The organism is Streptomyces sp. NPDC007025 (genome assembly GCF_042869455.1).
Taxonomy (GTDB): domain Bacteria; phylum Actinomycetota; class Actinomycetes; order Streptomycetales; family Streptomycetaceae; genus Streptomyces.
In genome coordinates this window covers 123,241-148,662 of the sequence record NZ_JBIAFT010000014.1, presented here as the reverse complement: position 1 = coordinate 148,662, position 25,422 = coordinate 123,241, and the positions used below count along the sequence as shown (strand labels likewise).

Here is a 25,422-nt window from a genome sequence, read left to right as displayed (position 1 = left end):
GCCGCAGGCATCTCCGTCGTCCTTACGACACGTGTTCGCGGCGCCGGTATGCTTGATCGCCTCGCCATCTGCGGCCCGCCGGGCTTCCGCTTCGCTCAGACGGAGACACACGGACACGCCCCCACCCGCACGAGTCACATCGTGCTGCCTGGGGGCATTTCTTGTTGTTCCGCGCGTCCGCCAAGACGGTTGCCGCCATGGCGATGGACGGCTCCCTCTTCTTCCAGTTGACCGAGCAGTTCTTCCACCAGCACGGCCACGGGGTCGGCTCCTCGGAGGCCCGCTCCTGGGAGCGGAGCATCCCCGCGCTCGTGACCGCACTCAACGAAGCCGGCCTCGGCGACGTCGAGGTGCTGCTCGAGTACGCCCTCCCGCTCAACAGCAAGCGCGCCGATGCGGTGCTCGCGGGCCGGCACCCCGCCACCGGGGAACCCTCCTACGTCGTGGTCGAGCTCAAGCAGTGGGGGCAGGCGGAACCCGATGAGGAGGATGCGGAACTCTGCCACGTCGGCCGCGCAGCTCCCGTGCTCAACCCGATCGAGCAGGTGCGCAGATACTGCCAGTACCTCGTCAACTTCAACGGTGCCCTGGCCGGCCACTCGCACCGTGTGAGTGGCGTTGCCTACCTGCACAACGCAACCGAGTTCGGTGTCGCCGGTCTGCGCGCGATCGAGCTGGACGACCAGGGGCAGATGTTCACCGGACAGCAGCGAGGCGAGTTCCTGAAGTACCTCCGCTCCAAGCTGAGCGACACGGCGCCAGGGGCGCCGATGGCCGATGAGCTTCTCAGCGGCAAGCAGGGCCCCTCGAAGCAACTGATGGCCGTCGCCGCCCAGGAAGTGCGCGAACGGGAGCAGTTCGTGCTGCTCGACGAGCAGCAGGTGGCGTACCGCATGGTCCTCAACGCCGTCCGGAAGGCGAAGCAGGCCGACAGCAAGGAGGTCGTGGTCGTCACCGGCGGACCCGGCACGGGCAAGAGCGTCATCGCCCTCTCCCTGCTGGGCGAGCTCTACCGGCAGGGGACTTCCGCGCTGCATGCCACCGGCTCGCAGGCGTTCACCAAGACGATGCGCAAGGTGGCGGGCTTCCGGAAGCGCGAGGTGCAGGACCTCTTCAAATACTTCAACAGCTTCATGGCCGCCGAGAGGAACTCCCTCGACGTACTGATCTGCGACGAGGCGCACCGCATGCGGGAGACCTCCGCCAACCGCTACACCTCCGCCGCCCTCCGCACCGGCAAACCCCAGGTGGAAGAGCTGATCGACGCCGCTCGCGTCCCTGTCTTCCTCCTCGACCAGCACCAGGTCGTCCGCCCCGGCGAACTGGGTACCGAGGCCGAGATCAGGGCCGCGGCCGAGAAGAAGAACCTCACCTGCACCGTCATCCCGCTGGACAGCCAGTTCCGCTGCGGCGGCAGCGACGCGTATCTCCGGTGGGTCGTACGGCTCCTGGAACTGGAGGAGGGCGGTCCCGTCGGCTGGGAACCGGACGACCGGATGGAGCTGCGGGTCGCCGACAGCCCGGAGGAGATGGAGCGCTTCCTCGACGAACGGCGCACCCAGGGCTTCGGTGCCCGGATGTCGGCCGGCTACTGCTGGACGTGGTCGCCCGAGCCGAAGCCGGGAGAGCCCCTGCCCGCCGACGTCGTGATCGGTGACTGGGCACGCCCCTGGAACCTGCGGGGCGACCGAGGGGTGGCGGGGGCGCCGCCCTCCGCGCTGTGGGCCACCGACCCGGCCGGGTTCGGACAGGTCGGGTGCGTCTACACGGCGCAGGGCTTCGAGTACGACTGGTCGGGTGTCATCATCGGGCCCGACCTGGTCTGGCGCGGCGACCGGTGGATCACCGACCGCACGGCCTCCAAGGACCCGGTCTTCAAGAAGTCGACGTCGGATGACGACGTGGACAGGCTCATCCGCAACACCTACAAGGTTCTGCTGACGCGCGGCATGGTCGGCACCGTGGTCCATTCGACGGACCCCGAGACGCAGGCGAAGCTCCGTGAACTGGTCGGCGCCCAGCTCGAGACTGCTGCCGTGTGACACCGTGACACCGCCGCGACCGCGCCCGGTCGTCGCCGTTCACTAGAATTGCCCAGAATATTGCGGCCCGACGGGCTTCCGCTCCGCTCATCCTGAGCCACACGGACACGCCCCCACCCGCACGAGTCACTCGTGCCTTGGGGGAGACCAGTCCGTGTCCATGCTTCTGCTGAAGCTCCGTGCCGAAGACCTGCTCACGCTGGACGAGCGGCACCGCATGGTGCCGCACCTGGCAGAGCGGTGGAAATACTTCCGGGAGAAGGAAGTCTCCGTCGGTGAGCGGACCGCGTGGGCAGAGAGCCTGGTGGAGCTGGCCCACACCATGGTGAACGCGGATCTCGGACACGTCGAGATGATCGTCGAGTGCGCAGCCACCGTCGGCGGAGATCCGAAGCACGCCCAGACCATCGATGTGGTGCTGGTCGGGAGGCATCCGGTATCGCATGGCCTCTCCGTGCAACTCGTCGAGCTGAAAAGATGGTCGACCGTGACGCAGGTGGAGGCCGCAACCGCCGAGAAGGTCTATGTGCCAGGAATCCCGAAAGCGAAGAAGCACCCCGCCCTGCAACTGGCGACCAGTTTCGACCTCTTCGCTGGGGAAATCGGACCGCTCCACGGGATTACCGTCGAGTGCAGCGGCTTCACCTACCTGCACAACGCAACCCAGGAGTCGGTTCAGCCACTCTTTGACATCACTGCGCCGACAGGGGCCTACTCCGCGGTCTATACCCGTGACCGGCGGGAACAGCTGATGGAGGACATGCGGGCACACTTCGGGGAGGACAGCGGGATCTCCCATGCCGAGACCCTCCTCAGCCGCATGGGCTTGCGGAACACATCCCTGCTGGATGCCATGATCATGTCTCGCGGGGAGGACACCGTCTTCACCTTGCGTCGCGATCAGCGGAAGGTGGCGGATCACGTCAAGGACAGGGCCGCCAAGGTCCTGGGCATGCATGCCACTGGGCCCGAGCGTGCCGTCTTCGTCGTCACCGGCGGTGCGGGAACAGGGAAGAGCGCCATCGGTCTGCAGCTCAAAGCCGAGTTCGAAGCAGCGGGCCGCGATGTCCGCTATGCGAGCGGTTCCAGGGCTTTCAACGGAGCAATCCAGAACCACGTGGGCTACGGAGACCGCGCATTCAGGGACAGTTTCGCCTATTTCAGCAGCTTCGTCACTCCGCCGCAGGAACCCTTGGATGTGCTGATCTGCGACGAGGCGCACCGGCTGAGGGAGCGCTCCACGAACCACCGCCTCCCTCCAGAAATGCAGGGAACCAAGCCGCAGGTCGATGAGCTGCTGGACGCATCACGGGTGACGGTGTTCTTTCTTGATGAAGGGCAGTCCGTTCGGCCCAATGAGGTGGGCACGGTAAACCTGATCAAGGATGCGGCGGAACGGCGGGGGGCGCCGGTCGTCTCATTCGACCTGAGGCACCAGTATCGGTGCGGCGGAAGCAACTCCTATGTGTACTGGGTTCAGGATGTTCTGGGTATGTCCGGTCAGGACCCGAAGGTGTGGGTCCCGGACGGGCTGATGCATGTCGAGGTCGCGGAATCACCCGAGGAGATGGAGCGGATCATTCATCACGAGGCGCGTATGGGTGCTTCCGCACGTATGGTGGCGGGGTTCTGCTGGCCCTGGAACAAGCCGCAGAACCCTGGAAAGCGACTGGAGGCGGATGTACGCATCGGCGACTGGCGCCGACCGTGGAATGCTGACAGCGAGAGCTACTGCGAGAACGGCACCGTGCCTCCGTCGAAGATCTGGGCCGTGCACGAAGCCGGTATCAGCCAGATCGGCTGCGTGTACACCGCCCAAGGACTCGAATGGGATTGGTGCGGGGTTATCATGGGCGAAGACATGGTGTGGCGCGACGGCCGTTGGGTGTTTCGGCGAGGTCGATGGTGCAAGGAAAAGGGAAGCCGAATCAAACGGGTTGCCGCACCGGGTTCACTGGACGACAAGGTTCGGACGAAAAACCTGAGTGACACTCAGTTCGCTACCTGTGTCCGTAATGCTTATCACGTCCTCATGACCCGTGCCAGTCGTGCGACGGTGCTTTACTCGACGGACGAGGAGACGAGGGAACACCTCAAGGAACTCGTCGGGGAAGTGCAGATTCACGGTCTCAGGCCGTCATGGAAACGTCTGCCCCCCGGCTTGCGCGTCCAGCATCAAATGCGCCCTGATCAGGGTAAGAAAAAACAGAAGGCAACCGGCAAAGAACAGACCCTGCCGCTGTTCTAAAATTCGATCAGTGGGAAGAAGCGTGGCGGGCTCTCCGGACCCGCCACGGCCACCCACCTCAGAAGAGATGGGTGGCTACTGCTACCAGTCCCGTTGCCAGCAAGCTGGTGACGGTGTTGGTAGCGATGTCGAGCAGGATCTTGCGGACCCGTGCACGACGCGCGGACTTGTACTCGACCGGCTCCACTCTTACCACTCCACAGGGTGAGTTGCTGATAGCAGAGCGGGATTGCCCTACCGGGCAGCCGCAAGGTCCGTGCTGTGAAAACACGACGTGCCATCCGCTCCTCACACTCACTGCAGTGAGAATGGAACGTGAGCCTCGTACCCTCCGGGAAGGTGCGCAGCACAACAACCGTATCGCATCGAGTGGTTGCGTCCTGGTGGGCGGGCCTCACCTGCCCGGCGTCGTGAACACTGCCTGCCTCCTTGTAGGCGGCTCACGCTGCCGCACCGCGCTGCCCGAAACCGACTGACAGGTCTCAGGTGGGCGTGGTGGTGCGACCGTGCCTGGCCTTACGGCCGCCGATGCAACTGTCGGCCCGAACGTCGTCCAGAGCTCAGCGAAAAGCGGGGCGGCGAGCAGTCGCCCTCGGCGGTCGGCACGCTTCCTGAAAGTGCTGCTTCGTCGACAGAGCTGGCGCCGCTGGCCTTCGCGCCTTGCTATTGCTCTGGGATGGCTGAGATGCAGGGCGGGCGCTTGGTGTCCCGTCTGCCAGAATCGGCGCGTGCTGAGAGTCGGTTCCGTCGTGCTGGGTGTCTCCGATGTGCCGCGTGCGGCCGCGTTCTGGACGGCGGCCCTGGGCTACGTCCCCCGCGAGGAGATGGCCGACGACTGGGTGGTGCTGGTGCCGGCGGAGGGGACCGGGGTGCAACTGTCGCTCGGTCTCAGCGAGACACCTGTCCAGGAACATCCCCGGGTCCATCTGGATCTGTACGCCGGGGACGCACGCGACCAGGCCGCCGAGGTCGAGCGGCTGGTCGCGCTGGGGGCGCGGCGGGGCGACTGGGATCTCGCCCCGGACGACGCGGACTTCATCGTGCTCGCCGACACGGAGGGCAACCGCTTCTGCGTCATCGACACCGGACATCACTGACAGCGAGTGCAGGCCTCCGGAAGCCCGGCCCCTCAGCCCCGCAACGGCAGTGCCGTCCAGGGGCTCTTGCGGTCGGCGGTGAGGAGTCGGTGGGAGTCGCGGACCTCGCGGTACCAGGAGCCGAAGGCGTCCTCGTCGAAGTGCAGGCAGCGGCCGAGGACGTAGCCGAGGGAGAAGTCCCGCCAGGTGTCGTACTCCTCAGCCGCGGCAGAGCCCACGACGCGGAGCGCCTCGCGTGCCTCGTCGGCCTGTGCGAAGCCCGCGTCCACGCCCCAGCAGGCCATGTTGGCGGCCCGGCCCAGGTCCCAGGCCAGGGTGCGGCGTACGACGGCGTCGCGGCCCAGCAGGCCGTCCTCGCGGAAGCGGGCCTCGTAGCGCAGGACGCGGCTGACGGTCTCACGGAGCGCCGCCGAGGTGTCGCGCAGTTCGGGGTGGTGCGGGCCGAGCCGGTCCACCAGCCAGCGCCCCAGCGCGTCGTTCCACGCCTGCTCCGAGACCGGCTGCCCGGCCTCCGGGGTGCCCTGCCGCCGGACGAGGAGGGCTGCGCGGGCCCCCATGGCCATGTCCCACAGCGGGGTGGAGATCTGGCCGTCCAGCAGTTCCTGCACCGTCTCGTGCCACTGGTGCGCGTCGGTGACGTTCCACATCGACTTGAGCCGGGTGCGTTCCCACGCCGGGGCCGGGCGCGGGTCGGTGACCGTGTTCCACGGGTCGCCGTTGGCGTACTTCAGATGTGCTCCGCAGGCGAGGCCGCGCAGCACAGCCTCGTCCGTCTCACCCCCGGGGCGGGCCGACCGCAGCCGGTCGCCCGCCCAGGGGAAGATGGGCGACTTGCGGAGAAAACCGAACACACTCGACCCCCGTGCGGAACGCACCCGGTGATTCCGGGAACGGTGCGGGAGCCTATCCGGGCCGCCCGTCCGGCTCAGCGGCCGGGTGCGGGCCTGCCCGAGCCCGTGAGCGCTCCGCGCTGTGCGGCGCCGCTCTCCGCCACGACCTCCTCGATCCGCTGCGCCGCGCGCACCAGCGAGAAGCGGGTACCACCGTCGCCGCCCCGCCGGAAGCCGTACACCGCGGGCCTGGGCAGGCTGTTGTACTGGAAGGGCGTGGAGAAGTAGTAGGCGCCCGTGTCCCACAGCGTCACCACGTCGCCGGGTGCCAGTTCGGGCAGGGCACGCTCGCGGGCCACCAGGTCCCCGGCGAAGCAGCACGGTCCCGCCACGTCCTGCACCAGGTCGGGTGTGTGCTTGGGTGCCCCCTTCGCGTCGAAGGCGCCCACCCGCAGCGGCCACGCCTCGGGGGCGAACGCCGTACGGGTCGCCACCTGCGCCCCCGCGTGGGTGACGGCGATGCGGCGGCCGCCGGAGGTCTTGGTGTACTCCACCAGCGCGGCGATGAAGCCCTGCTTGGCCAGCAGCGAGCGGCCGAACTCGGTGACGACGGTGTACCGCCCGTCGAACAGGCCCGGCACGGTGCGGCGCAGCAGCCGGGCGTAGGTGTCGAACGACGCATCGGTCTCGTCGCCCGCGAAGTTGACCGGGAGGCCGCCGCCGATGTCGACCGTGTCGATCTGCTGCCGGCCCGCCTCGCGGTTGATCCGTTCCGCCAGCTCGTAGACGACCCGCACCGACTCCGCCATCAGCTCCAGCGGCACACCCTGCGAACCGGTGTGCGAGTGCAGCCGGGTCAGCCAGGGACGGGACAGGAAGCTGTCCACGATCCACTGTTCGGCCCCCTCGTCGCGCAGCGCCACCCCGAACTTCGAGGTGGCCGTCGCGGTGCTCATCGCGTCGATGGAACCCGTACCCACCTGCGGGTTGATCCGCAGGCCCAGCGGCGCCCCCGGTGCCTGACCCGCCGCGGTGCGCCCGGCCACCAGCGCGTCGAGGCGGGAGAGTTCCTGCGGGTTGTCGGCGTTGACCGCCACGCCGGTCTCCAGCGCGTCCCGCAGCTCGGCCGGGGTCTTGGCGGGGGAGTCGAGGACGGTCCGGGCGGCCGGGACGCCTGCGGCGCGGGCGAGCGCCAGCTCTCCCGGGCTCGCCACCTCGGCGCCGATCTGTTCCTCGGCCAGCAGTTCCAGCACGGGCACCAGGGAGGCCGCTTTGACGGCGAAGGTGTGCAGCACGGGGGAGGGGCCGGCGAAGGCGGCGTGCAACTGCCGGGCGCTCTCCCGGATGCCCTTGACGTCCAGCAGGGCGACGACCGGAGTCTCCGGGCCCAGCAGCTCTTCGCGGACCGCCGCCCGGACGGCTTCCTGCCTGCGCGCCACGGTGTCCGGCACCATCTGCGACTCCCTTCACGTGGTCGGCCCCGCAGGCGGGCTCTCGGCCCGCCGGGGCGGCTCCTGCCTCGGGTTCCCCGGGTCGGCTCCGTGACTCCGTCGCCGGGCCGGTGGACTGTCGTACGCCCTGCTCCGGGTCCGCCCCGGTCCGGCGTGCCCGGTCGTCCGTCGCCGGGGCGCCCCGAGAACACCCGTCCACTGTGCGCCGCGGGCCCCCGCCCGGTCTGCGGTGGCGGGGCCGAACTTCCGGGCGCTCCGCTGGACGCCGGTCCAACGGGGCGGCGGCGTTCCGGCGGGCATTGTGCCCGCGCACCACATGCCACCCCACGGTCTTGTGCGGCCGTACGACGCGACTGCGGCCGTACAACGCGCCGCGACGCCGCTCACCCCGGCCGGTCGTCCCGCGGCGCTGCCGGATGGCGGCCCGCCGCGCGCAGCCCTAGTTCGGCGAGCAGCCGCACATCGGGGTCGTCGAGGTCGAGCCCGAAACGGGTGCGCAGTCGGCGCAGCCGGTAGCGCAGGGTGTTCGGATGCACACCCAGTTCCCGCGCGGTGCCGGGGACGTCGCCGAATCTGCTGAGGTAGCCGGCCAGGGTGGGCGCCAGCGCGGTGCCGTGCTGCTCGTCGTGGGCCAGCAGCTCCCGCACCGGACCGTCCACCGGCGGGGTCAGTCCGGCCACCGTGTGCACGGCGCGCAGCGCGTCCAGCGCCGCGCGCACATCCGTCTCCGCGGCGACCTCCAGCACCTCCGGAGTGCCGTCGTGCACGGCTCGTGCGCTGCGGTCCCGCAGCACCCGGAGGACGAGGTGCGCGGATCTGCGCGACCGGGGTGCCTTCGCCGGAGTGGGCTGCGGCGTGCCGAGGGCCACCAGGGGGAGGGCTCCGGCGTCGCGGACCGCGGCGCCGAGCCGCAGGGCCAGCCGCCGGGCGGCCGCGTCCGCCTCCGCTGGCTCCCCGTCGGGCAGCGGCAGCAGGACGTCCAGCCGGTCGGCGTCCCGCAGCGGACGCCCGGGCGGCTGGTGAGCCGTCGCCTGGAGGGATGCCAGGCGCAGCGCACGGTCGTGGGCGTCGGGGGGCTGGGGCTCCGCTTCTCCGCTCCCGGTCCGCGGACCGCCCTGGGGGACCACGGCCCCCTTGGCGGCCACGGCGCCCTGGGTGGTGACGGACAGGACGACGCAGGGCGTCTCGGTGGTGAGTCCGAGCGCGGCGGCCGAGTCGGCGTCCCCGGTGCCCTCCAGCAGGTCCCGCACCGCCTGTCTGCGGTGCGCCGCTCCCTGCTGGATGCGCTGCCGGTGCCGCAGCAGATGCGGGGCGGCGGTACGTGCCGCCTCCCGCAGCGCCTGCCGCGCCGTTTCCCGCAGCGGGCTGCCGTCGGCGGCGGCCCAGATCGAGCCGAGTACCTCGTCCCCTGCGCGCACCGCGACGGCCAGCCGCTCGGAGAACTGCCCCTCCGCTGGGCGGTGCACCACCTCGTCCGTCGACCACAGGGTGCGCAGGAATCCGCTGGCGGCCAGCTCTGCCAGCCGCCACCGGGGCACCTGCTGGCCGAGGATGGTCTGGCGGCGCAGCGGGTCGGAGCCGTGCTCGGTGGGGGAGAAGGCCAGCACCCGCGAGTCCGGGTCCTCGATGGTGATCGCGCCGCCCACCAGTACGGACAGGGCGCGGGCCAGGGCGGGCAGATCGCCGAGCGGCACATCGGTGGGGGACTCGCCGGCGGGCGGACCGCCGGCGTGTGCCAGTCCGGCGCGCAGCATGCCGATCAGTTCGGTCCACTCGACCCAGGGGGCGCGGGTCAGCAGTGCCGTGCCGGTCTCGGCGGCCGCCTCCAGCAGTTGCGGGTCCGCTCCGGTCGCACCGCGTCGCACGACGACGGCCGCGGCCCCGGCGCGGGCCGCGGACCGCAGCACCAGCGGGGCGGTGTCGGAGGAGTCGTCGGTGCCGGGGGCGAGCAGCACCTGACCGTGCGCGGCGAACGTCTCCCCGGCGTCGAAGACGCCCACCCCGTGGACGGGGACGTGGCTGCCGCGGGGCGCCGCCAGCAGGTCCAGCGCCTCGCCCGGGGCGGTCGCCAGCAGGCTCGCCAGGGTGGGGTGGCCCTGGTGCTGCTCTGTCACCTCGGGGGCGGCCGGTCGGTGCGGCGGGCTTGAGCTGGACATGGCCCAAGTGTGGCCCAGCCGCAGAGTGCGACCGTTCCCGAGCCCGCGGGGGCCGCTCGGGGCTCACCGGTTCACAGGGACTCGTCCCACTGGTCGAGGAGGCTGTCGGCATCCTGCTCGGGTCGGTGCTCCTCGGGATGCAGGTTCTGTTCTGTCCACATCACCTTGCCGTGCGGTGTGTAGCGCGTGCCCCAGCGTTCGGCGAGCTGTGCCACCAGGAACAGGCCGCGGCCGCCCTCCTCGGTGGCCGCGGCGCGGCGCATGTGCGGCGAGGTGCTGCTGCCGTCGGAGACCTCGCAGGTGAGACGGGTCTGGTGGAGCAGCCGGACGCGGATCGGCTCGCTGCCGTAGCGGATGGCGTTGGTGACCAGTTCGCTGAGGATCAGCTCGGTGGTGAAGGACGTCTCCTCCAGGCCCCACTCGGCCAGCTTCCGGCTGACCTGGGCCCGCAGCGGGGCCACGGCTCCGGAGTCGGCCGGTACCTCCCATTGGGCGACCTGTTCGGGGTCGAGTACCTGGGCGCGGGCCACCAGCAGGGCGATGTCGTCGCTGGGCTCGGCGGGCAGCAGGGTGTCCAGCACCGTGCGGCAGGTGTCCTCGGGCGACCTGCCCGGATGGCCGGTCAGCGTCCGCCGCAGCAGGTCGAGGCCGTCGTCGATGTCGCGTTCGCGGTCCTCCACCAGTCCGTCGGTGAACAGGACGAGCTGGCTCTCGGGCGGCAGGTGCAGCTCCGCCGTCTCGAACGGGGCGCCCCCCAGGCCCAGCGGCAGGCCGACGGGCACCTCCGGGTAGTCGACGGTGCCGTCGGGCGCGACCAGCGCGGGCCCCGGGTGGCCGGCGCGGGCCACGGTGCAGCGCCCGGAGACCGCGTCGTAGATCGCGTACAGGCAGGTGGCTCCGGTGACGGTCGCGCCGTTGCCCTCGGTGGTCTGGTCCTGGTCGATCCGGTCGACCAGCTCGTCCAGGTGCGCCAGGAGTTCCTCGGGGGTCAGGTCGAGGGAGGAGAAGTTGAGCACGGCTGTGCGCAGCCGGCCCATGGTCGCCGCCGCGTGCAGTCCGTGGCCCACCACGTCGCCGACCACCAGCGCCACCCGGGCGCCGGGCAGCGGGATGACGTCGAACCAGTCGCCGCCCACCCCGGCTCTGGTGGGCCGGTAGCGCGAGGCGACCTCCAGCGCGTCCTGTTCGGGCAGGCCGCGGGGGAGCAGGCTGCGCTGGAGGGTGACCGCCATGGTGTTCTCGCGGGTGTAGCGGCGGGCGTTGTCGATGCTGACCGCGGCCCGTGCGGCCAGTTCCTCGGCGAAGGCCACGTCGTCGTCGCCGAAGGGATCGCTGCGGTCGGTGCGCCAGAAGTCGACACTGCCCAGCAGCACCCCGCGGGCCCGCAGCGGGGTGCTGATCAGCGAGCGGATGCCGTACTCCAATGCCTGCCGGCCGTGGTCGGGCTGCTGCGCCAGCCAGTCGTCGGCCTGCCGCAGATCGGCTTCCAGGACCGAGTGCTCTCCCGCCTCCTCGGCGTGGCCGCGCAGCGTCTCCACGGTCCGCACGACGGCGCCCACCGGGAGCAGCGGTGCGTCGTCGCGGACGCCGCTCATCGCGGTGCGGCGCATGTCGGTGCGTGCGGCGGAGGGCTCCTCGCCGCGCAGCACCGGGTCCAGCAGTTCGACGGTGGCGAACTCGGCGAACCGGGGGACGGCCACCTCGGTCAGCTCCTCGGCGGTGCGGGTCACGTCCAGCGTGGTGCCGATCCGCACTCCGGCCTCGTACAGCAGCCGCAGCCGCTCCCGTGCCCCTTCCGCGCGGCCCTCCAGCGCGTGCAACTCGGTGGTGTCCCGCAGCGTCGCCACCTGCCCGGGCGGGCCCTCCCCGCTGCGGGTGGAGCGGATGTTGACGGCCAGCAGCCGGCCCTTGGCCAGATGCACCTCGTCCGAGGCGGCGCGGCCCGACGTCAACAGGCCCAGCATGCCCGCGCCCAGACCGACCTGGTCGACGGGGCGCCCCTCGGCGTCCTCGGGCAGCTCCAGCAGCCGTCGTGCCTCGTTGTTGACCAGGACCAGCCGTCCCGTCTCGTCGACGATCAGCACGCCCTCCCGGACGGCGTGCAGCACCGCGTCGTGGTGCTCGTACATCCGGGTCATCTCCTCGTGACCCAGGCCGTGGGTCTGGCGCCGCAGCCGCCGGTTGACCAGCGCGGAGGTGCCCGAGGCGAGCAGCAGTGCCCCGGCGGCCGACATGAGCAGCACCGGCAGTTGCCGCTTCACGCCCTCGTTCACCCGGGAGACCGTGACGCCGGTGGAGACCAGTCCGGCGAGTGTGCCGTCCGGCCGGGTGACGGGGACGGCGGAGTTCACGGTCAGTCCGGGGGCGGCCTGGAGGGTCTTGGTGGTCGAGCGGCCCTCCCGCGCGTTGTCGACGAGGTCCTGCACGGGGCCCGCGACGCGTTTGCCGATCAGGTCGGGCTGCGGTGCCGTGACCCGGGTGCCGTCGGGCGTCCAGACGACCACGTAGGAGACCTTGGTCGCCTTGCGGACCGCTTCGGCGCGCGGCTGGAGCGCCGCGGTCGGGTCCTTGCTCTCCAGCCCGGCCAGGACGTCCGGGGAGCGCGCGAACGTGGTGGCGACCGCGAGGGACTGCTTGTTGGCCTGGCGGGTGCTGCTCCAGCGCGCGTGCAGGACGAAGGCCACCACCACGGCGACCATCAGCAGCACGATGACCGACACCTGGAGGAAGAAGACCTCGCCGGCGACGGTGCGGGGGCCGAACGGGAGCCGGAAGAGGCGTTCGCGGGGCGGTGGCCCGCTGTCGGGGGGCCTGTCCCGGGAGGGGGTCCTCTCGGCGCCCGGACCGTGCGCGGAATGCGCGGAGCCGGACCGCACTCGGCGGTGCTGTCCGCGCCGAGCCGATCGGCGCCCGAAAAGTCCGCGCATGCCCCTTTTCTAGCAGTTCTCTGCATGGTGAGCCTCCGTCGACTCGGACTCTCTCCCTCCGGAAAGCGGGGGTCGAGGCACCCGGAGGAATCCGGGAAGGGGTCTTGTCAAGAATCCAGGATTCTGTTTACTGTGCCGTCGTGAACGACTACGACGAGCGGTTCCTGACCCGCAACGGCCTGGCGGCCCGCCAGCTCGCGCTCCTCCTGCTGGAGTACGAGCCGGAGCGGCGGCTGCCCCGGGTCCGGGACTTCGCCGAGGAGCTGGGCTGCGGCAACGGCACCGTCCAGGGTGCGCTGCGGCTGCTGGAGGAGGCCGGGGCGATCGAGACCGCCGCGCGCGGCCATCTGGGCACCTTCCTCGTCCGGTCGGACCGCTCGATCCTGTGGCGGCTGTCGGGGCTGGGTACCCTGCTCGCCGCGATGCCGCTGCCCTACTCCCGCCGCTACGAGGGCCTGGCGACCGGGCTGCGCGCCGCCTTCGACGACGCCGGGACGCCCTTCGGCATCACCTTCATGCGGGGAGCGGGCAGCAGGGCGACGGCGCTGCTGGAGGGCAAGGCCGACCTGGTCGTCCTCTCCCGCTACGCCGCGGACCGCCTGATCGAGGAGTACCCCGAGGACCTCTCGCTGGTCGTCGACCTGGGCCCGACCACCTATGTCGGGGCGCACGGAGTGCTGCTGCGCGAAGGGGGCTCGCTGGACGCGCCCGGCCTCCGCGTCGCGGTCGACCACGCCTCGGAGGACCAGCGGCTGCTCGCCGAACGCGCGTTCGCAGGCCGGGCGGACGTCGAGTGGATCGAGTGCTCCTACATGCAGCTCCTCGATCTGCTGGTGCAGGACAAGGCGGACGCCACCGTCTGGAACCTGGACGAGGTGCAGGGCCGGCTCGGCGAGGGCATCGAGGTGCTCCCGCTCGGCGACGAGATAGCGCGGGACCTCTCGCTGCGCAACTCCAGCGCGGCGGTCATCGGCAGAGCCGAGAGCGTGGCCGCGCTGCACGCCATACGGGAGGCCATCGACACCGAACGGGTGACGAAGCTGCAGTCCGCGGTCGTACGAGGAGACCGGATGCCCTCGTACTGACGACCCGGCAGCGCCCGTCGATCCGCCCCCCTCGTTGTGAGACGGGGGACGGCAGGTCCAGAGAATCCAGAATCCCGATTTCTGTCGCCCGTCGAGGAGAACGCCGTGGACGACCAACTCGCACTCCGTATCCAGCTCTTCCGCGACGGCGGCCAGGTCCGCCCCGAAGTGGCCGACTTCGTGACGGCGGAGCTGTCCGCGCTCGCCGACGAGGGCGCTCCGGTCACCGAGGAGACCGCGGGCATGCTGACGAGCCATCTGATGATGGCCCTCACCCGGTTGCTCGACGGCGAGCCGATCGAGGAGTTCCAGACCGACGACCAGGTCGCGGCGGAACTGGCCGACCACCCGGCGGCCGTCTCCCGCGCACGCCGCGTCGCCACCCGCGCCGAGGCCGAGCTGGGGGCCTCGCTGCCCGGTTCCGAGATCAACTTCCTGGCCATGCACCTGGCCGTACTCGCCCAACGGGTGTCCCCCTGACCCCCGTCCCGGACACACGGGAGACACCGGCATCCACCACCCCCGACCGCTCCCCGGCACCACCCGGACGCACTCAACGAAGCACCCCGCGCACCCCGACGCACCAGCGGAACCCGCCGCCGGGTCCCGCGGCACAGACGAGAGGTACCCACTCATGACGAAGATCCTCACCGGCGGAGTCGGCAAGACCGAAGTGGCCGACGCCGTCCGCGCCCTCGACCTGGACGGCGTCGAGGTCGTGGTCTCCAGCGACATGGACGCCGCCATGAAGCTGCGCTCCGGTCAGGCCGACTACTACCTCGGCACCTGCCACACCGGCGCCGGAGCCTCGCTCGGCGTACTCGTGGGGCTGCTCGGCCAGCCGGCCTGTCACACCTTCGGCCGCACGGTCCCTGGTGAGGACGAAGTGGCGGCACTGATCGCCGACGGCAAGAAGGTCTTCGGCTTCTCCATGGACCAGATCGAGACCATCGCCCCCCTGCTCGCCCGCGCCCTCGCGCGTGCCTGACCGGGTCCAGGCGCAGAACCCCCGGGCGTGTAAGGAGCGAACCCCGTGAGAACGATGAGCACCACCGGCCTCCAACTGGCCGCAGACGCAGGACTGGACTTCACGCTGCCGCAGCAGTTGACCGTGATCCTGCTGTGCGCGCTGACCGCGTTCATCTCGCACATGGCGCTGGCCGTCTTCAACGACGGAGTGCGCCCGTTCATGCTGGACTTCATCCACGGCCGGACCACCCGCTCGGCCACCACCGCGGTCTCCTTCGGGCTCTCCGCAGGCTTCATCTTCGGACTCGGCGCGCCGATGGCGCTCTCCTCCGGCGTCCTGAACCCCTGGCTGCTCTTCCTGCCCACCGACATCCTGGGCCTGCTGGCTCCGAAGAAGTGGCTGGCGCCGCTGCTGGGCGCCGGATGGGGCGCGGTGGTCGTCTTCGGGCTCAACGGGGCCAACGAGGTGGCGCACGACCTGCCCGTCGACTTCCTGACGGCCATGCAGCAGATGTCGACGCCGATCCTCTTCCTCTTCACCCTGTTCCCGGTGCTGGCCATCACCAAGCAGTTCGGACGCGCGTGGGGCGCGGCGGCCGGAGCGGTGGAACTGGCCCTCGTCGTGATGACGATGAAGCTGTGGCCCGACATCTTCGCGGGCGCGCTCGCCATGGCCGTCGGCGTCCTCCTGCTGATCGGCCTCGCCGTCCGCAGGGACCTGGTGCAGCGCAAGGCGGACCGCCAGGCCGCCGCCGCCTCGGGAGCCGCCTCCGAGGAGGCGCCCGACGACGACCCGATGGCCTCCCTGTTCAGCGCCAGCGCCACCCGGCTGCGCCGCTACCTGCCGCTGTTCATGGTCCTGGGCGCGGGAGTCTGCGTCCTCGCCCAGATGCACATATTCGGCGGTGGCGAAGCCACCAGCTTCCTCATAGCCAAGGGCCACTTCTCGGAGGCCGCGCAGGTCGACTTCTACCGCGTCTTCGGCTTCGTCCCGCTGATCGCGACGACGGCGCTCGCCTCGGGCGCCTACGGCATCGCCGGATTCACGCTCGTCTACCCGATCGGCTACCTGATGCCGAACCCGGTGCTGGCGGCGGTGGTGGGAGCGGCCGTCTTCGCCCTCGAGGTCCTGGCGCTCTCCTCCATCGGCAAGGTCCTCGGCAAGCTCCCCAGCGTCCGGGACTCCTCCGAGCACCTGCGCAACGCCATCACCGACAGCCTCCACCTGGCCATCCTCTTCGGCTCCCTGATGGCGGCCAACGCGATGGGCGGCGGACTGGGCATCCTCATCGTGGGCGGGCTCTACCTGCTCAACGAGGCGATGGGCCGGCCCGTCGTCCGGATGGCGGCCGCGCCCACCGCGGTGATCATCGGCGGCGTCCTGCTCAACGTCCTCTACTGGCTCGACCTGTTCACCCCTCTCAAGGGCTGATCCGTCCCGACCGGGGCGCGCCTGCCCGGGGACCGCGATCCCGCCGGATTCCACACGCGGCCCCAGGCAGCACCGCCACCAGGAAGGCCCACCGATGAGCGCGAGCTCCACCCCCCACCCGCACCGCGGCACCGAGCCGCTGGTGCACACGGTCGCCGGGCCGCTGGCGGCGGCATCCGTCAGCGGTCCCGTCCTCGCCCACGAACACCTGGTCCTCGACCTGGACCGCCGCAACGACGGCGCCGCCGTCCTCGACGCGCGGCGGCACGGACCGGCCGTCGGCCGGGAACTGGCCGCGCTGCGCGAGGAGTACGGTCTCTCCCTCGTCATCGAGCTGACCTGCCGGGGCATGGGCCGCGATCCGGCCGCCCTCGCCCGGATAGCCCGGGACAGCGGCGTCGCCGTCGTCGCCGCGACCGGGTGGTACTACGAGCCGTTCCACCCGGTCGGCGACCTGGCCGGAGCCTCTGTGGAACAGCTCGCCGCCACCTTGACGGCGGAGGTCCGCGAGGGCATGGCAGGACCCGACGGCACACCCACCGGGATCCGGCCGGGGGTGCTCGGCGAGGTGGGCAGCCATGGCGAGGCGCCCAGCGAACCCGAGACCCGGGTGCTGCGGGCCGCCGCGCACACGGCCGTCGCCACCGGCCTGTCGGTCGCCACCCACGCCCAGCTCGGCCACGGCGGACTCGCCCAGCTCGACCTGCTGACCGGTGCGGGCCTCGCCCCGCACCGGATCTGCGTCGGGCACCAGGACCTGCTCACCGCCCCCGCCGTGCACCGGCGGCTCGCCGAGGCCGGCGCCTACGTCGCGTTCGACACCGTCGGCAAGGACAGCTACCAGAGTGACCAGGAGCGGCTGCGGCTGCTCCTCGCGTTCCTGGAGGCCGGACACGCCGACCGGGCGCTGTTGAGCTGCGACATCTCTCGCCATGCCTATCTGCGCAGCGAGGGCGGTACGGGCTACGGGCACCTGTTCCGCTCGTTCCTGCCCGCTCTGCGCGCCGCCGGCGTGGACGACGAACTGATCGATGTGCTGACGCGGCGCAACCCGCTGCGCTTTCTGACCGGTGCGAGCCCCGAGGAGATCTGAGATGTCTGCCACCCCCTCGAACGCGTCCGACACGCCGGACGCGCACGGCTCGAGGCCGGCGCGCCCGCCGCTGCCCCGCACGTTCCCGCTGGACACCGTTCCGGTGGAAGACGCGGCCGGGCAGCAGTTCCGGCTGCTGGAAGCCACCGCGGCGCACTTCGCCGGGCCGGAGCTGTTCGCCGCCGACGCCGGCGTGGTGCCCGAGCTCGGCCGCCCGCTGACCACCGCGCGCGTCGAGGCGGTGCTGGCCGCGTACTTCGGCGCCGAGGACGCCGCGTTGGTGCAGGGCGCGGGCACCGGCGCGATCCGCGCCGCGCTGACCGCCGCCGTCGGGCCGGGCGAACCGCTGCTCGTCCACCGGGCCCCGGTCTACCGCACCACTGCCGTGACGCTGCGCGGGCTCGGGGTCGAGACCGTCGAAGCCGACTTCAACGACCTCGACGCGCTGCGGAGCGTGCTGGCCTCCGGCCGCTTCCGCTGGGCGTACGTCCAGCACACCCGGCAGCGGCTGGCCGACTCCTACGACCCGGGCGAGGTCCTCGCCGCCTGCCGACAGGCCGGTGTCCGCACCCTCACCGACGACAACTACGCCGTCTTCCGGGTGCCCGCCTCCGGAGTCGAACTCGGCGCGGACGCCTCCTGCTTCTCGCTGTTCAAGCTCCACGGCCCGGAGGGCGTCGGCGCCGTCGTCGGCGCCGCCGACCTGGTCGCCCGCGTGCACGCCGACAACTACTCCGGTGGCGGCCAGGTCCAGGGCCAGCAGGCGCTCGACGCGCTGCGCGCCCTCACCCACGTGCCGGTGATGTGGGCCCTGCAGTCCCGGGTCGGCGCCGAGGTCGCCGAGCGCCTCGCGGCCGGCGAAGTGCCCGGCGTCGCCGACGTGCGCCTCGCCAACGCGCAGGACAGATGCCTGCTGGTGCAGCTCGACACGCCCGTGGCGCGGCGGCTGCCCGAGGTGGCCGCCCGGTTCGGCGCGGCGCCCTACCCGGTGGGCTCCAACTCCCGGTACGAGATCGCGCCGCTCTTCTACCGGATGTCCAGCTCGGCCCTGGACGACGCACCCGAGCTGGCCGACTGGGTGGTCCGCGTCAACCCGATGCGCGCCGGTGCCGACCTCGTCCTGGACATCCTGCGCCGCTCCCTGGCGGTGATCGGCGGCGAGCCACCCGCTCCCGGAGCGCCCGGACACCCCGCTCCCGGAGCGCCCGGACCTGGCCCCGCCCCCGAAGCCTCCCGGCAGCACACCGCGCCCGCAGCCCCGCACGACGTACCGCAGCACCGCGCAAAGGACTGACGTGTTCCTCGACAGCCTCCTCGCCCGCAACCCGGAGCTCGCCGACACCGCCGCCGACCTCCACCGGCGCGGCGAGATCCCACCCGACACCTACGTCATGGACCTGGACGCCATCACGCGGAACGCGGCCCTGCTCGCGGACGCGGCCCGGCGCCTGGACCTGTCGCTGTGGTTCGTGGTCAAGCAGTTCGGCCGCAACCCGGAACTGATCCGGGCCGTCGCACATGCCATCCCCCGGTTCGCCGCCATCGACACCGACGAGGCCCGCACCCTGCACGCGGCCGGAGCCGGCGCCGGGAACCTCGGCCACCTGGTGCAGATCCCGCACCGCGCCCTCCCCGAGCTGCTGGCGCTGCGGCCGGAGACCGTCACCGTCTTCGACCTCGACAACGCGCGTGCCGTCTCCGCGGCGGCACAGCGCCTTGGCCTGGTGCAGGACGTCCTCGTCCGGCTCGAGGGCGCCCCCGGCTCGGTCTACCCGGGCCAGGAGGGCGGTGTCCCGCTGACCGCGCTCGACACGTTCGCCGAGCAGGCCGAGCGGCTGCCGGGCATCCGGATCGCGGGAGTCACCGCGTTCCCCTGCGTACTGTGCGACGCCAAGACCGGCCTCCCCGAGCCCACCCCCACCTTCGACGTCGCCATCGAAGCCCGCGAGGCGCTGGCCGCCCGCGGACACCGGGACCTGAAGCTCAGCGCCCCCAGCGCCACCTCCGTGGCCAGCCTGCCGCTGCTCGCGCGGCTGGGCGCCACCCACGGCGAGCCCGGCCACGCCCTGACCGGCACCACGCCGCTGCACGCGGTCGACACCGGCCAGCCCGAACGGCCCGCCTACGTCTACGTCTCGGAAGTCGCGCACACGCTGGCGGACGGGAGGCCGGCGCTGTTCGGCGGCGGGTTCTACCCGCGCGCGCACCTCAACTCCGCGCTGCTGCCCCGCACCGGGCAGCGGCTGGCGGTGCAGGACGCGCCCGCGGAGAACATCGACTACTACCGGCTGTTGGCCGCTCCCGACGCCGGCCGGCCGGTGCGGGCCGGCGACACCGCGCTGCTGGCGTTCCGCACCCAGGTTTTCGTGACCCGCTCCAAAGTCGCGGTGGTGGCCGGGCTCGAGTCCGGAAGACCCCGGCTGACCGGGCTGTACGACGCACACGGGAGGGCGCTGTGAGCGGCGGGCGGGACGACCGGGGGCGGACCGTCATCCTGGTCGTCGACGGGTTCGGGATCGGGGCGATGCCGGACGCGGGCGCGCTGCGTCCCGGCGACCTGACCGCCGACACCTGCGGCCATGTGCTCGACCACGCCCGGGAGGCGCTCGGCAGGCCGCTGCGGCTGCCCGTCCTCGGGGCGCTGGGCCTGGGCCTGGTCCACCCGCACCCCGATCTCGCCCGCGGCACCCGGCTGCCCGTCGCGGCGGGCCGGGCGGCGCTGGGCTACCCCGGGGCCGACACCTTCGCCGGCCACCAGACGATGATGGGCGCGGACTTCAGCCGGGTGACCGTCGCCCGGCTCGGCGAGCATCTGACGGAGGTGACCGCAGCCCTGCGCGCGGCGGGGCACCGGGTCGAACTCCTCGACGGCAGGCCGCTGCTGCTGGTCGACGGCAGCGTGCTGGTGCACGACAACCTGGAGGCCGACCCCGGCATCAACTGGAACGCGTCGGCCGAACTGGCGGACCTCGGCTTCGACGGCATCCTCGCCGTCGCCCGCACGGTGCGCGCGGTGGCGCCCGTCGCCCGGGTCATCGCCGTCGGCGGCCACGCGGACGGCCCGCTGCCCGGGTTCGTCCGCGACGGCGACGGCGGCACGGTGGGGCTGGACACCCCGGCGAGCGGCTTCTACCGGCACGACGGCCTCCAGGTGCGGCACCTGGGCGCGGAGCTGGACCACACCCGGCAGCTGCCCGAGTTGGCGGCACGGTCCGGCATCCCCGTGACCCTCGTCGGCAAGGCCGCGGACATCCTCGCGTGCGAGGCCGCGATCCGCCGCCCCGCCGTGCCCACGGCCGACGTCCTCGCCCACACGGCGGAGGCGGTCCGCGCGCCGGGGGAGGCTCTGGTCGTCGCCAATGTGCAGGAGAGCGACCTCGCCGGGCACCAGCAGGACGCCGAGCGGTACGCGCGCATCCTGGAGCAGGTCGACGCGGGGCTGGCCGCGCTGGTCGCGCTGCTGGACCGGCCAGGGGACCGGCTCGTGGTCACCGGCGACCACGGCAACGACCCGACCATCGGGCACGCCTACCACACCCGCGAGTATGTGCCGGTGCTCATCCACCGCCCCGGAGCCCCCGGAGTGGAGCTGCTGCCGGACGCGGACAGCCTCGCGGACGTGGGCGCCACGGCCGCCGACGCGCTGGGGCTCGACCCCGGGGGCCTCGCCAACGGCAGGCGCATACCCCAGGGCGCCGCGGTCTGAGCGATCATGGGAGCGGCACCGGGCGCCCGGCCCGGGGCCGCCGGGCACCGGCGCACCCCACCGGACCCGGCCGCAACCGCCGCCCACGGAAAGGACCGCGAACGTCGTGCGCACTGTGAAGCTTCCCTCCGGTACCGCCGTCCCGGCCCTGGGCCAGGGCACCTGGCACATGGGTGACGACCCCTCCCGCCGGGCCCGGGAGCTGGAGGCGCTGCGCACCGGTATCGACCTGGGCATGACGCTCATCGACACCGCCGAGATGTACGGCAGCGGCGCTGCCGAGGAGTTGGTCGGCGAGGCGGTGCAGGGCCGCCGGGACGAGGTGTTCCTCGTCAGCAAGGTGCTGCCCTCCCACGCCGATCGGCGCGGCACCGTCGAAGCCTGCCGGGCCAGCCTGCGCCGGCTGGGCACCGACCGCATCGACCTGTATCTGCTGCACTGGCGCGGCGGCGTCCCGCTGGCCGAGACGGTCGAGGCGCTGGAGGGGCTGGTACGCGAGGGCGACATCCGCTTCTGGGGAGTGAGCAACCTGGACACCGACGACCTCGCCGACCTGCCCGGTGGAGCGGTGCCGGAGACCGACCAGGTGCTCTACAACCTCTCCCGGCGCGGGCCCGAGTTCGATCTGCTGCCCCACTGCCGCGAGTTGGCGGTGCCCGTGATGGCCTACTCCCCCGTCGAGCAGGGGCGTCTGCTGGAGCACCCCGCACTGCGCAGGGTCGCCGAAGCGCACGGGGCCACTCCCGCGCAGGTGGCGGTGGCCTGGGTGCTGCGCCACGAGGACGTCATCGCCATCCCCAAGGCCTCGGTCCGCGCACATGTCGAGGAGAACCGCGCGGCGGCCGATCTGCGGCTCACCGACGAGGACCGGACCGTGCTGGACGAGGCCTTCCCGCCGCCGCACCGCAAGCACCCGCTGGAGATCCTCTGAGCGGTCGCACGGTCGCACGGTCGCACGGTCGCACGGCCGCACGGCCGCACGGCCGCACGGTCGCACGGTCGCACGGCTCCCCGGAAATCCGGTGGCCGGCGGGCCGCAGGTGCGGTGATCCTGGACGCCGTGTCAGAACATCAGCACGAACCATCCGCGCACCGCATCCGTGCGCTGCACACGGCGTCCACGGTCACCGTCTACCAGGCGTACGCTCCCCGGCTCGGGTTGCCCGCCGCTCGCGACGGGCGGTTCCCTGCCGCCTGGAAGCGGGACCGGATGACCTGGATCAAACCGTCCTTCCTGTGGATGATGTACCGCTGCGGCTGGGCCACCAAGCAGGACCAGGAGACCGTGCTGGCCGTGGAGATCACCCGCGAGGGCTTCGAGTGGGCGCTGCGCCACGCCTGCCTGTCGCACCACGACCCGGACCGGCATCCCGACCGCGCCGCGTGGAAGCGGCAGTTGCGGGAGTCCCCGGCCCGGGTGCAGTGGGATCCCGAACGCGACCTGCAACTGCGTCCGCTGCCCTACCGGTCGCTCCAGCTCGGCCTGGGGGGTGAGGCCGCACGCCGCTACGCCGACGAGTGGACCGTCTCGCTCACCGACGTCACCCCGCTCGCCCACCGGGTGCACGCCGCCGTGCGCGCCGGTGACCTGACGGGTGCTCGCAGCCTGCTGCCCGTCGAGGAGCCCTATCCGGCGGGCCCGGAGCTCCTCGCGCACCTGGCCGCCTGAGTCCGCCGCAGCGCGTCGGCCGGGGTGGCACGGCTCGGCATGGGCCGGGGTCAGTCGATGAAGTAGTTCCAGAAGACGCCGACCTCGGTCTCCGAGGCGGCGACCACCCCCAGGTCCAGGATGTAGCCGTCCCGCTCGGCTGCCGGATGGGTGAGGCAGGAGACGGCGAATGTCCGGCGGCACCTGCCGGCGGCTTCCGCACCGCTCTCCTCGTCGTCGGACGCGTCGTCGAGGAACTCGTCGGTGAGCAGGTCCTCGTTTGTGGCGAACTCCGCCGCGGGGCCGAACCTGGCCAGGACGGTGCGGGCCGCCGCACGCAGAGCTGCCTCGGAGCCGCGGTGGAACGGGGGGCCGCCGTACTCGGCGCAGTGGCGCGTCAGCAGCATGGTGGCTTCCCGCCCGGTGATCAGTTCCAGGTGGTGGTTGAGGTGGTGCGCATCCACGAGGGCCAGCGGGTAGTACGGGGCCTGCGAGGTGCGGGAGGGGCTTCCCGCGTGCTGGTCGACGGTGTGCCAGCCTCGTGGGTCCCGGGTGCCGAGCCGGAGCACCGCCGAGGCGTCCTGCAGCCAGTCCGCGTGCCGCCGCGGTCCCACCGTCGCCAGCCACGGTCCCAGCGTGCCCAGTGCCCGCTCCCACGCGACGGCGTCCGGCGACGGGACGGACGGAGCCGGCATGGACGGGGACGGTACGGGCGGAGGTGGCACGGGCGGAGGTGGCACGGGCGGAGGCTGGGCCATGGCGGGACCCTATCCCTGGCGCTGCCCCGTCCGGCCGCCGGCCGGGAACGAACGCGGACCGCGACCCTGCGGGGCGAGGACCTCCACCATCTCGGCGAGGTCTTCGCAGGCGGCGGCGATCCTGCGGTGGGTGTTGCGCTTCTCGGCGGTGACGGCGGCCAGCAGCAGCGTGGTCAGCGCGGCGGAGCCGTTCAGGGCCTGGAGCGTGATCATGCCCGTGATCAGGTCCTCCCGTGCGAAGACGCCCACCCGTGCGGTGGCGGCCCCGGTCGCGGCGACGGCGAGAATCGTCGTGCTCACCGCGCAGCCCGCGAGCTGGAAGCGCAGTGCGGCCCACACCAGCAGCGGGAAGATCAGGAACAGCAGGTCCATGGGGGCACGGGTCACCACGATGGCCAGTACGGTCGTCGCCGCTCCCAGCCCCAGCGCCTCCACCGCCTGCAGGACGCTGCGCGGCCGGCCCAGCTTGGGCAGGGACAGCAGCAGCGGGGTGACGACCAGGACTCCGACCGCGTCCCCCGCCCACCACGCGGACCAGACCGGCCAGAACTCGTGCAGCGTGAGGTTGCCGCCCGCCACCACCATCAGGGTGCCCACGGTCGCGCTCACCAGCATGCCCAGGAACGCCGCGAGGAAGACCAGGCTCACCCCGTCCCGCAGCCGGTCCACCTGTTCGCGGAATCCCGCACGGTGCAGCAGCAGGCAGGCGAGGACCGGGGCGAGCGTACTGCCCGCGACGGAGCCCAGCGAGGTCCAGCTCAGCGGCCCCATGTTGGTGAGCACCAGCAGCGCGCCGAGGGCCACTCCCGGCCACAGCCGGAGCCCGAACCAGAGCAGTCCGGCGACGGCGATACCGGTCGGCGGCCAGAACGGGGTGACGACCGCGCCCTCGACCGCCACCTTCCACAGCAGGCCGAGCCGTCCGCCTCCGTAGTAGAGCAGAGCGAGCACGACGAGCCGCAGCACATAGGCCGCCAGCAGCCTCGACCGGGGATCGCCGAGCAGCGCCGCGCCGGCCGGCGCGGGAGCGGGTTCCGGCGGGCGGTCGGCTGTCGTCTCGCTGGGGGGCACATCGTTCATCAGACAACGCCCGGCACCGCACGGTCCGTCTGACACGCCTCCGGCCCGTCATAGCTGAGCACCAGGACGGCCGCGTCGTCGGTGTGCCCGGTCTGCTCCGCCACCTCCATCACCCGGTCGGCGAGCACTTCGGGGTCCTCACGCACGCCGTCCCGCAGCACTCGCGCCACCTGGTCGAGGCCCCGCTCCAACGGGAATCGCGGCCCCTCCACGACACCGTCGGTCAGCAGCGCCAGTGCACCCGGCTGGGTGAAGCGGTACTCGGTGACGGTGTAGGTCTGGCCCTCCAGCACGGCCAGCGGCAGGCCGATCTCCTCCGGCGTGTGGTCGATGACGCCGGACACCCCGTCGGTCCGCGCCCACACCGCGCCCGTGTGGCCGGCACGCGCGGTCTGCACGCTCCAGGTGTGCGGGTCGAAGCGCAGGAAGACGCAGGTGGCGAAGAGCGGGTTGTCGATCGCGGCGAGCAGCTCGTTGGCGGTGTGCAGGATCTCGCCGGGGTCCGTGGAGCCCATGGCGGCCACGGCGCGCAGCGCGATGCGCACCTGGCCCATGTAGGCGGCGGCCTCCACGTCGTGCCCCTGGACATCGCCCACCGAGAAGCTGAGGGTGCCGTCGGACAGCAGGAAGCCGTCGTACCAGTCGCCTCCGATGTCCAGGCCGTTGCGGGCCGGGGCGTAGCGGGCCGCGACGCGCAGACCCGGCGCGGTGGGCAGGGCGGAGGGGAGCATGCCGCGTTGCAGGGCCTCGGCCAGCTCGACCCGCGCGCGCTGGACCTCGACCTCCTCGCGGACCCGGGCGGTGAGCTGTCCGAGCTGCGAGAGCAGATCATCCGCGCTCGCGGGCCGCGCGTGACGGTGCCGACCCCGACCCTCCATGATCCGAGCGTAGCCCCGGGCG

The 25,422-nt window shown here is 72.1% G+C and carries 21 protein-coding genes; 13 read left to right on the top strand and 8 right to left on the bottom strand.

Annotated elements, in window-relative coordinates:
• Positions 1–161: 161 nt before the first annotated feature.
• Together ACFYMO_RS25975 and ACFYMO_RS25970 are read left to right on the top strand one after the other, a co-directional pair.
• Complete coding sequence (locus tag ACFYMO_RS25975; protein ID WP_388549297.1) at positions 162–2,042, top strand: DNA/RNA helicase domain-containing protein; 1,881 nt, start codon at positions 162–164, stop codon at positions 2,040–2,042.
• A 160-nt stretch (positions 2,043–2,202) separates the two neighbouring features.
• A complete protein-coding gene (locus tag ACFYMO_RS25970; protein WP_388549403.1) occupies positions 2,203–4,290 on the top strand; it encodes a DNA/RNA helicase domain-containing protein in 2,088 nt (695 codons plus the stop codon).
• 58 nt (positions 4,291–4,348) lie between these two features.
• Here ACFYMO_RS25970 and ACFYMO_RS25965 read toward each other — a convergent pair whose 3' ends face one another.
• Entirely contained in the window at positions 4,349–4,477 is a 129-nt protein-coding gene (locus ACFYMO_RS25965; protein ID WP_272944218.1) for a DUF6408 family protein, read from the bottom strand.
• Positions 4,478–5,018: 541 nt separating this feature from the next.
• Here ACFYMO_RS25965 and ACFYMO_RS25960 point away from each other — a divergent pair.
• A complete protein-coding gene (locus ACFYMO_RS25960) occupies positions 5,019–5,387 on the top strand; it encodes a VOC family protein (protein WP_388549294.1) in 369 nt (122 codons plus the stop codon).
• Positions 5,388–5,419: 32 nt separating this feature from the next.
• Here the strand turns inward: ACFYMO_RS25960 and ACFYMO_RS25955 are convergent, their stop codons facing one another.
• The 4 genes from ACFYMO_RS25955 to ACFYMO_RS25940 form a co-directional block, all read right to left on the bottom strand.
• The gene (locus ACFYMO_RS25955; protein WP_388549291.1) at positions 5,420–6,238 is read right to left on the bottom strand and encodes a DUF1266 domain-containing protein; all 819 of its coding nucleotides are present in this window, start codon (positions 6,236–6,238) and stop codon (positions 5,420–5,422) included.
• Between the two features lie 74 nt (positions 6,239–6,312).
• Positions 6,313–7,671: a diaminopimelate decarboxylase gene (locus ACFYMO_RS25950; protein WP_388549288.1), complete on the bottom strand. Its 1,359-nt coding sequence runs from the start codon at positions 7,669–7,671 to the stop codon at positions 6,313–6,315.
• Between the two features lie 380 nt (positions 7,672–8,051).
• Positions 8,052–9,824 (bottom strand): helix-turn-helix domain-containing protein, encoded by a 1,773-nt coding sequence (locus ACFYMO_RS25945; protein ID WP_366770981.1) that lies wholly within the window; start codon positions 9,822–9,824, stop codon positions 8,052–8,054.
• A 71-nt stretch (positions 9,825–9,895) separates the two neighbouring features.
• Positions 9,896–12,751, bottom strand: a complete 2,856-nt coding sequence (locus ACFYMO_RS25940; RefSeq protein WP_388549285.1) for a SpoIIE family protein phosphatase — start codon at positions 12,749–12,751, stop codon at positions 9,896–9,898.
• A gap of 140 nt (positions 12,752–12,891) precedes the next feature.
• Here ACFYMO_RS25940 and yhfZ point away from each other — a divergent pair, with 140 nt between their 5' ends.
• The 10 genes from yhfZ (at position 12,892) to ACFYMO_RS25890 (ending at position 22,705) form a co-directional block, all read left to right on the top strand.
• A complete protein-coding gene (gene yhfZ, locus ACFYMO_RS25935; protein ID WP_360694336.1) occupies positions 12,892–13,836 on the top strand; it encodes a GntR family transcriptional regulator YhfZ in 945 nt (314 codons plus the stop codon).
• 105 nt (positions 13,837–13,941) lie between these two features.
• On the top strand, positions 13,942–14,316 hold the full coding sequence (locus ACFYMO_RS25930) for a PRD domain-containing protein (protein WP_366770982.1): 375 nt from the start codon (positions 13,942–13,944) through the stop codon (positions 14,314–14,316).
• Positions 14,317–14,470: 154 nt separating this feature from the next.
• The gene (locus ACFYMO_RS25925; RefSeq protein ID WP_366770983.1) at positions 14,471–14,824 is read left to right on the top strand and encodes a DUF2620 domain-containing protein; all 354 of its coding nucleotides are present in this window, start codon (positions 14,471–14,473) and stop codon (positions 14,822–14,824) included.
• Between the two features lie 54 nt (positions 14,825–14,878).
• The gene (locus ACFYMO_RS25920; RefSeq protein ID WP_388549400.1) at positions 14,879–16,237 is read left to right on the top strand and encodes a YhfT family protein; all 1,359 of its coding nucleotides are present in this window, start codon (positions 14,879–14,881) and stop codon (positions 16,235–16,237) included.
• A gap of 94 nt (positions 16,238–16,331) precedes the next feature.
• Positions 16,332–17,330: a phosphotriesterase gene (locus tag ACFYMO_RS25915; RefSeq protein ID WP_366770984.1), complete on the top strand. Its 999-nt coding sequence runs from the start codon at positions 16,332–16,334 to the stop codon at positions 17,328–17,330.
• A gap of 1 nt (position 17,331) precedes the next feature.
• A complete protein-coding gene (locus tag ACFYMO_RS25910; protein WP_388549280.1) occupies positions 17,332–18,624 on the top strand; it encodes an aminotransferase class V-fold PLP-dependent enzyme in 1,293 nt (430 codons plus the stop codon).
• A gap of 1 nt (position 18,625) precedes the next feature.
• Entirely contained in the window at positions 18,626–19,789 is a 1,164-nt protein-coding gene (locus ACFYMO_RS25905) for an alanine racemase (protein WP_366770986.1), read from the top strand.
• Complete coding sequence (locus ACFYMO_RS25900) at positions 19,786–21,036, top strand: phosphopentomutase (RefSeq protein WP_388549277.1); 1,251 nt, start codon at positions 19,786–19,788, stop codon at positions 21,034–21,036. The genes ACFYMO_RS25905 and ACFYMO_RS25900 overlap by 4 nt, the downstream gene beginning before the upstream one ends.
• Positions 21,037–21,142: 106 nt before the next feature.
• Positions 21,143–21,967, top strand: coding sequence for an aldo/keto reductase (locus ACFYMO_RS25895; protein WP_388549275.1), 825 nt, complete (start codon positions 21,143–21,145; stop codon positions 21,965–21,967).
• 129 nt (positions 21,968–22,096) lie between these two features.
• Positions 22,097–22,705, top strand: a complete 609-nt coding sequence (locus tag ACFYMO_RS25890; protein WP_388549273.1) for a DUF4291 domain-containing protein — start codon at positions 22,097–22,099, stop codon at positions 22,703–22,705.
• Between the two features lie 50 nt (positions 22,706–22,755).
• Here the strand turns inward: ACFYMO_RS25890 and ACFYMO_RS25885 are convergent, their stop codons facing one another.
• The 3 genes from ACFYMO_RS25885 to ACFYMO_RS25875 all read right to left on the bottom strand — a co-directional run bounded on the left by ACFYMO_RS25885 (position 22,756) and on the right by ACFYMO_RS25875 (position 25,400).
• The gene (locus tag ACFYMO_RS25885) at positions 22,756–23,379 is read right to left on the bottom strand and encodes a hypothetical protein (RefSeq protein WP_366770990.1); all 624 of its coding nucleotides are present in this window, start codon (positions 23,377–23,379) and stop codon (positions 22,756–22,758) included.
• 72 nt (positions 23,380–23,451) lie between these two features.
• Positions 23,452–24,522 carry an MASE1 domain-containing protein gene (locus ACFYMO_RS25880; protein WP_366770991.1) on the bottom strand — a complete coding sequence of 357 codons (1,071 nt, stop codon included), beginning with the start codon at positions 24,520–24,522 and terminating at the stop codon, positions 23,452–23,454.
• The gene (locus ACFYMO_RS25875) at positions 24,522–25,400 is read right to left on the bottom strand and encodes a PP2C family protein-serine/threonine phosphatase (RefSeq protein WP_366770992.1); all 879 of its coding nucleotides are present in this window, start codon (positions 25,398–25,400) and stop codon (positions 24,522–24,524) included. Before ACFYMO_RS25875 ends, ACFYMO_RS25880 begins: the two co-directional genes overlap by 1 nt.
• Between the last annotated feature and the right edge of the window lie 22 nt (positions 25,401–25,422).

Bases quoted from the DNA above. Each gene is read 5' to 3' on its own strand.
- ACFYMO_RS25970 (WP_388549403.1), top strand. From the start codon at position 2,203: ATGCTTCTGCTGAAGCTCCGTGCCGAAGACCTGCTCACGCTGGACGAG.
- ACFYMO_RS25950 (WP_388549288.1), bottom strand. From the start codon at position 7,671: ATGGTGCCGGACACCGTGGCGCGCAGGCAGGAAGCCGTCCGGGCGGCG.
- ACFYMO_RS25945 (WP_366770981.1), bottom strand. From the start codon at position 9,824: ATGTCCAGCTCAAGCCCGCCGCACCGACCGGCCGCCCCCGAGGTGACA.
- ACFYMO_RS25940 (WP_388549285.1), bottom strand. From the start codon at position 12,751: ATGCGCGGACTTTTCGGGCGCCGATCGGCTCGGCGCGGACAGCACCGC.
- ACFYMO_RS25925 (WP_366770983.1), top strand. From the start codon at position 14,471: ATGACGAAGATCCTCACCGGCGGAGTCGGCAAGACCGAAGTGGCCGAC.
- ACFYMO_RS25920 (WP_388549400.1), top strand. From the start codon at position 14,879: ATGAGCACCACCGGCCTCCAACTGGCCGCAGACGCAGGACTGGACTTC.
- ACFYMO_RS25915 (WP_366770984.1), top strand. From the start codon at position 16,332: ATGAGCGCGAGCTCCACCCCCCACCCGCACCGCGGCACCGAGCCGCTG.
- ACFYMO_RS25910 (WP_388549280.1), top strand. From the start codon at position 17,332: ATGTCTGCCACCCCCTCGAACGCGTCCGACACGCCGGACGCGCACGGC.
- ACFYMO_RS25885 (WP_366770990.1), bottom strand. From the start codon at position 23,379: ATGCCGGCTCCGTCCGTCCCGTCGCCGGACGCCGTCGCGTGGGAGCGG.
- ACFYMO_RS25880 (WP_366770991.1), bottom strand. From the start codon at position 24,522: ATGAACGATGTGCCCCCCAGCGAGACGACAGCCGACCGCCCGCCGGAA.
- ACFYMO_RS25875 (WP_366770992.1), bottom strand. From the start codon at position 25,400: ATGGAGGGTCGGGGTCGGCACCGTCACGCGCGGCCCGCGAGCGCGGAT.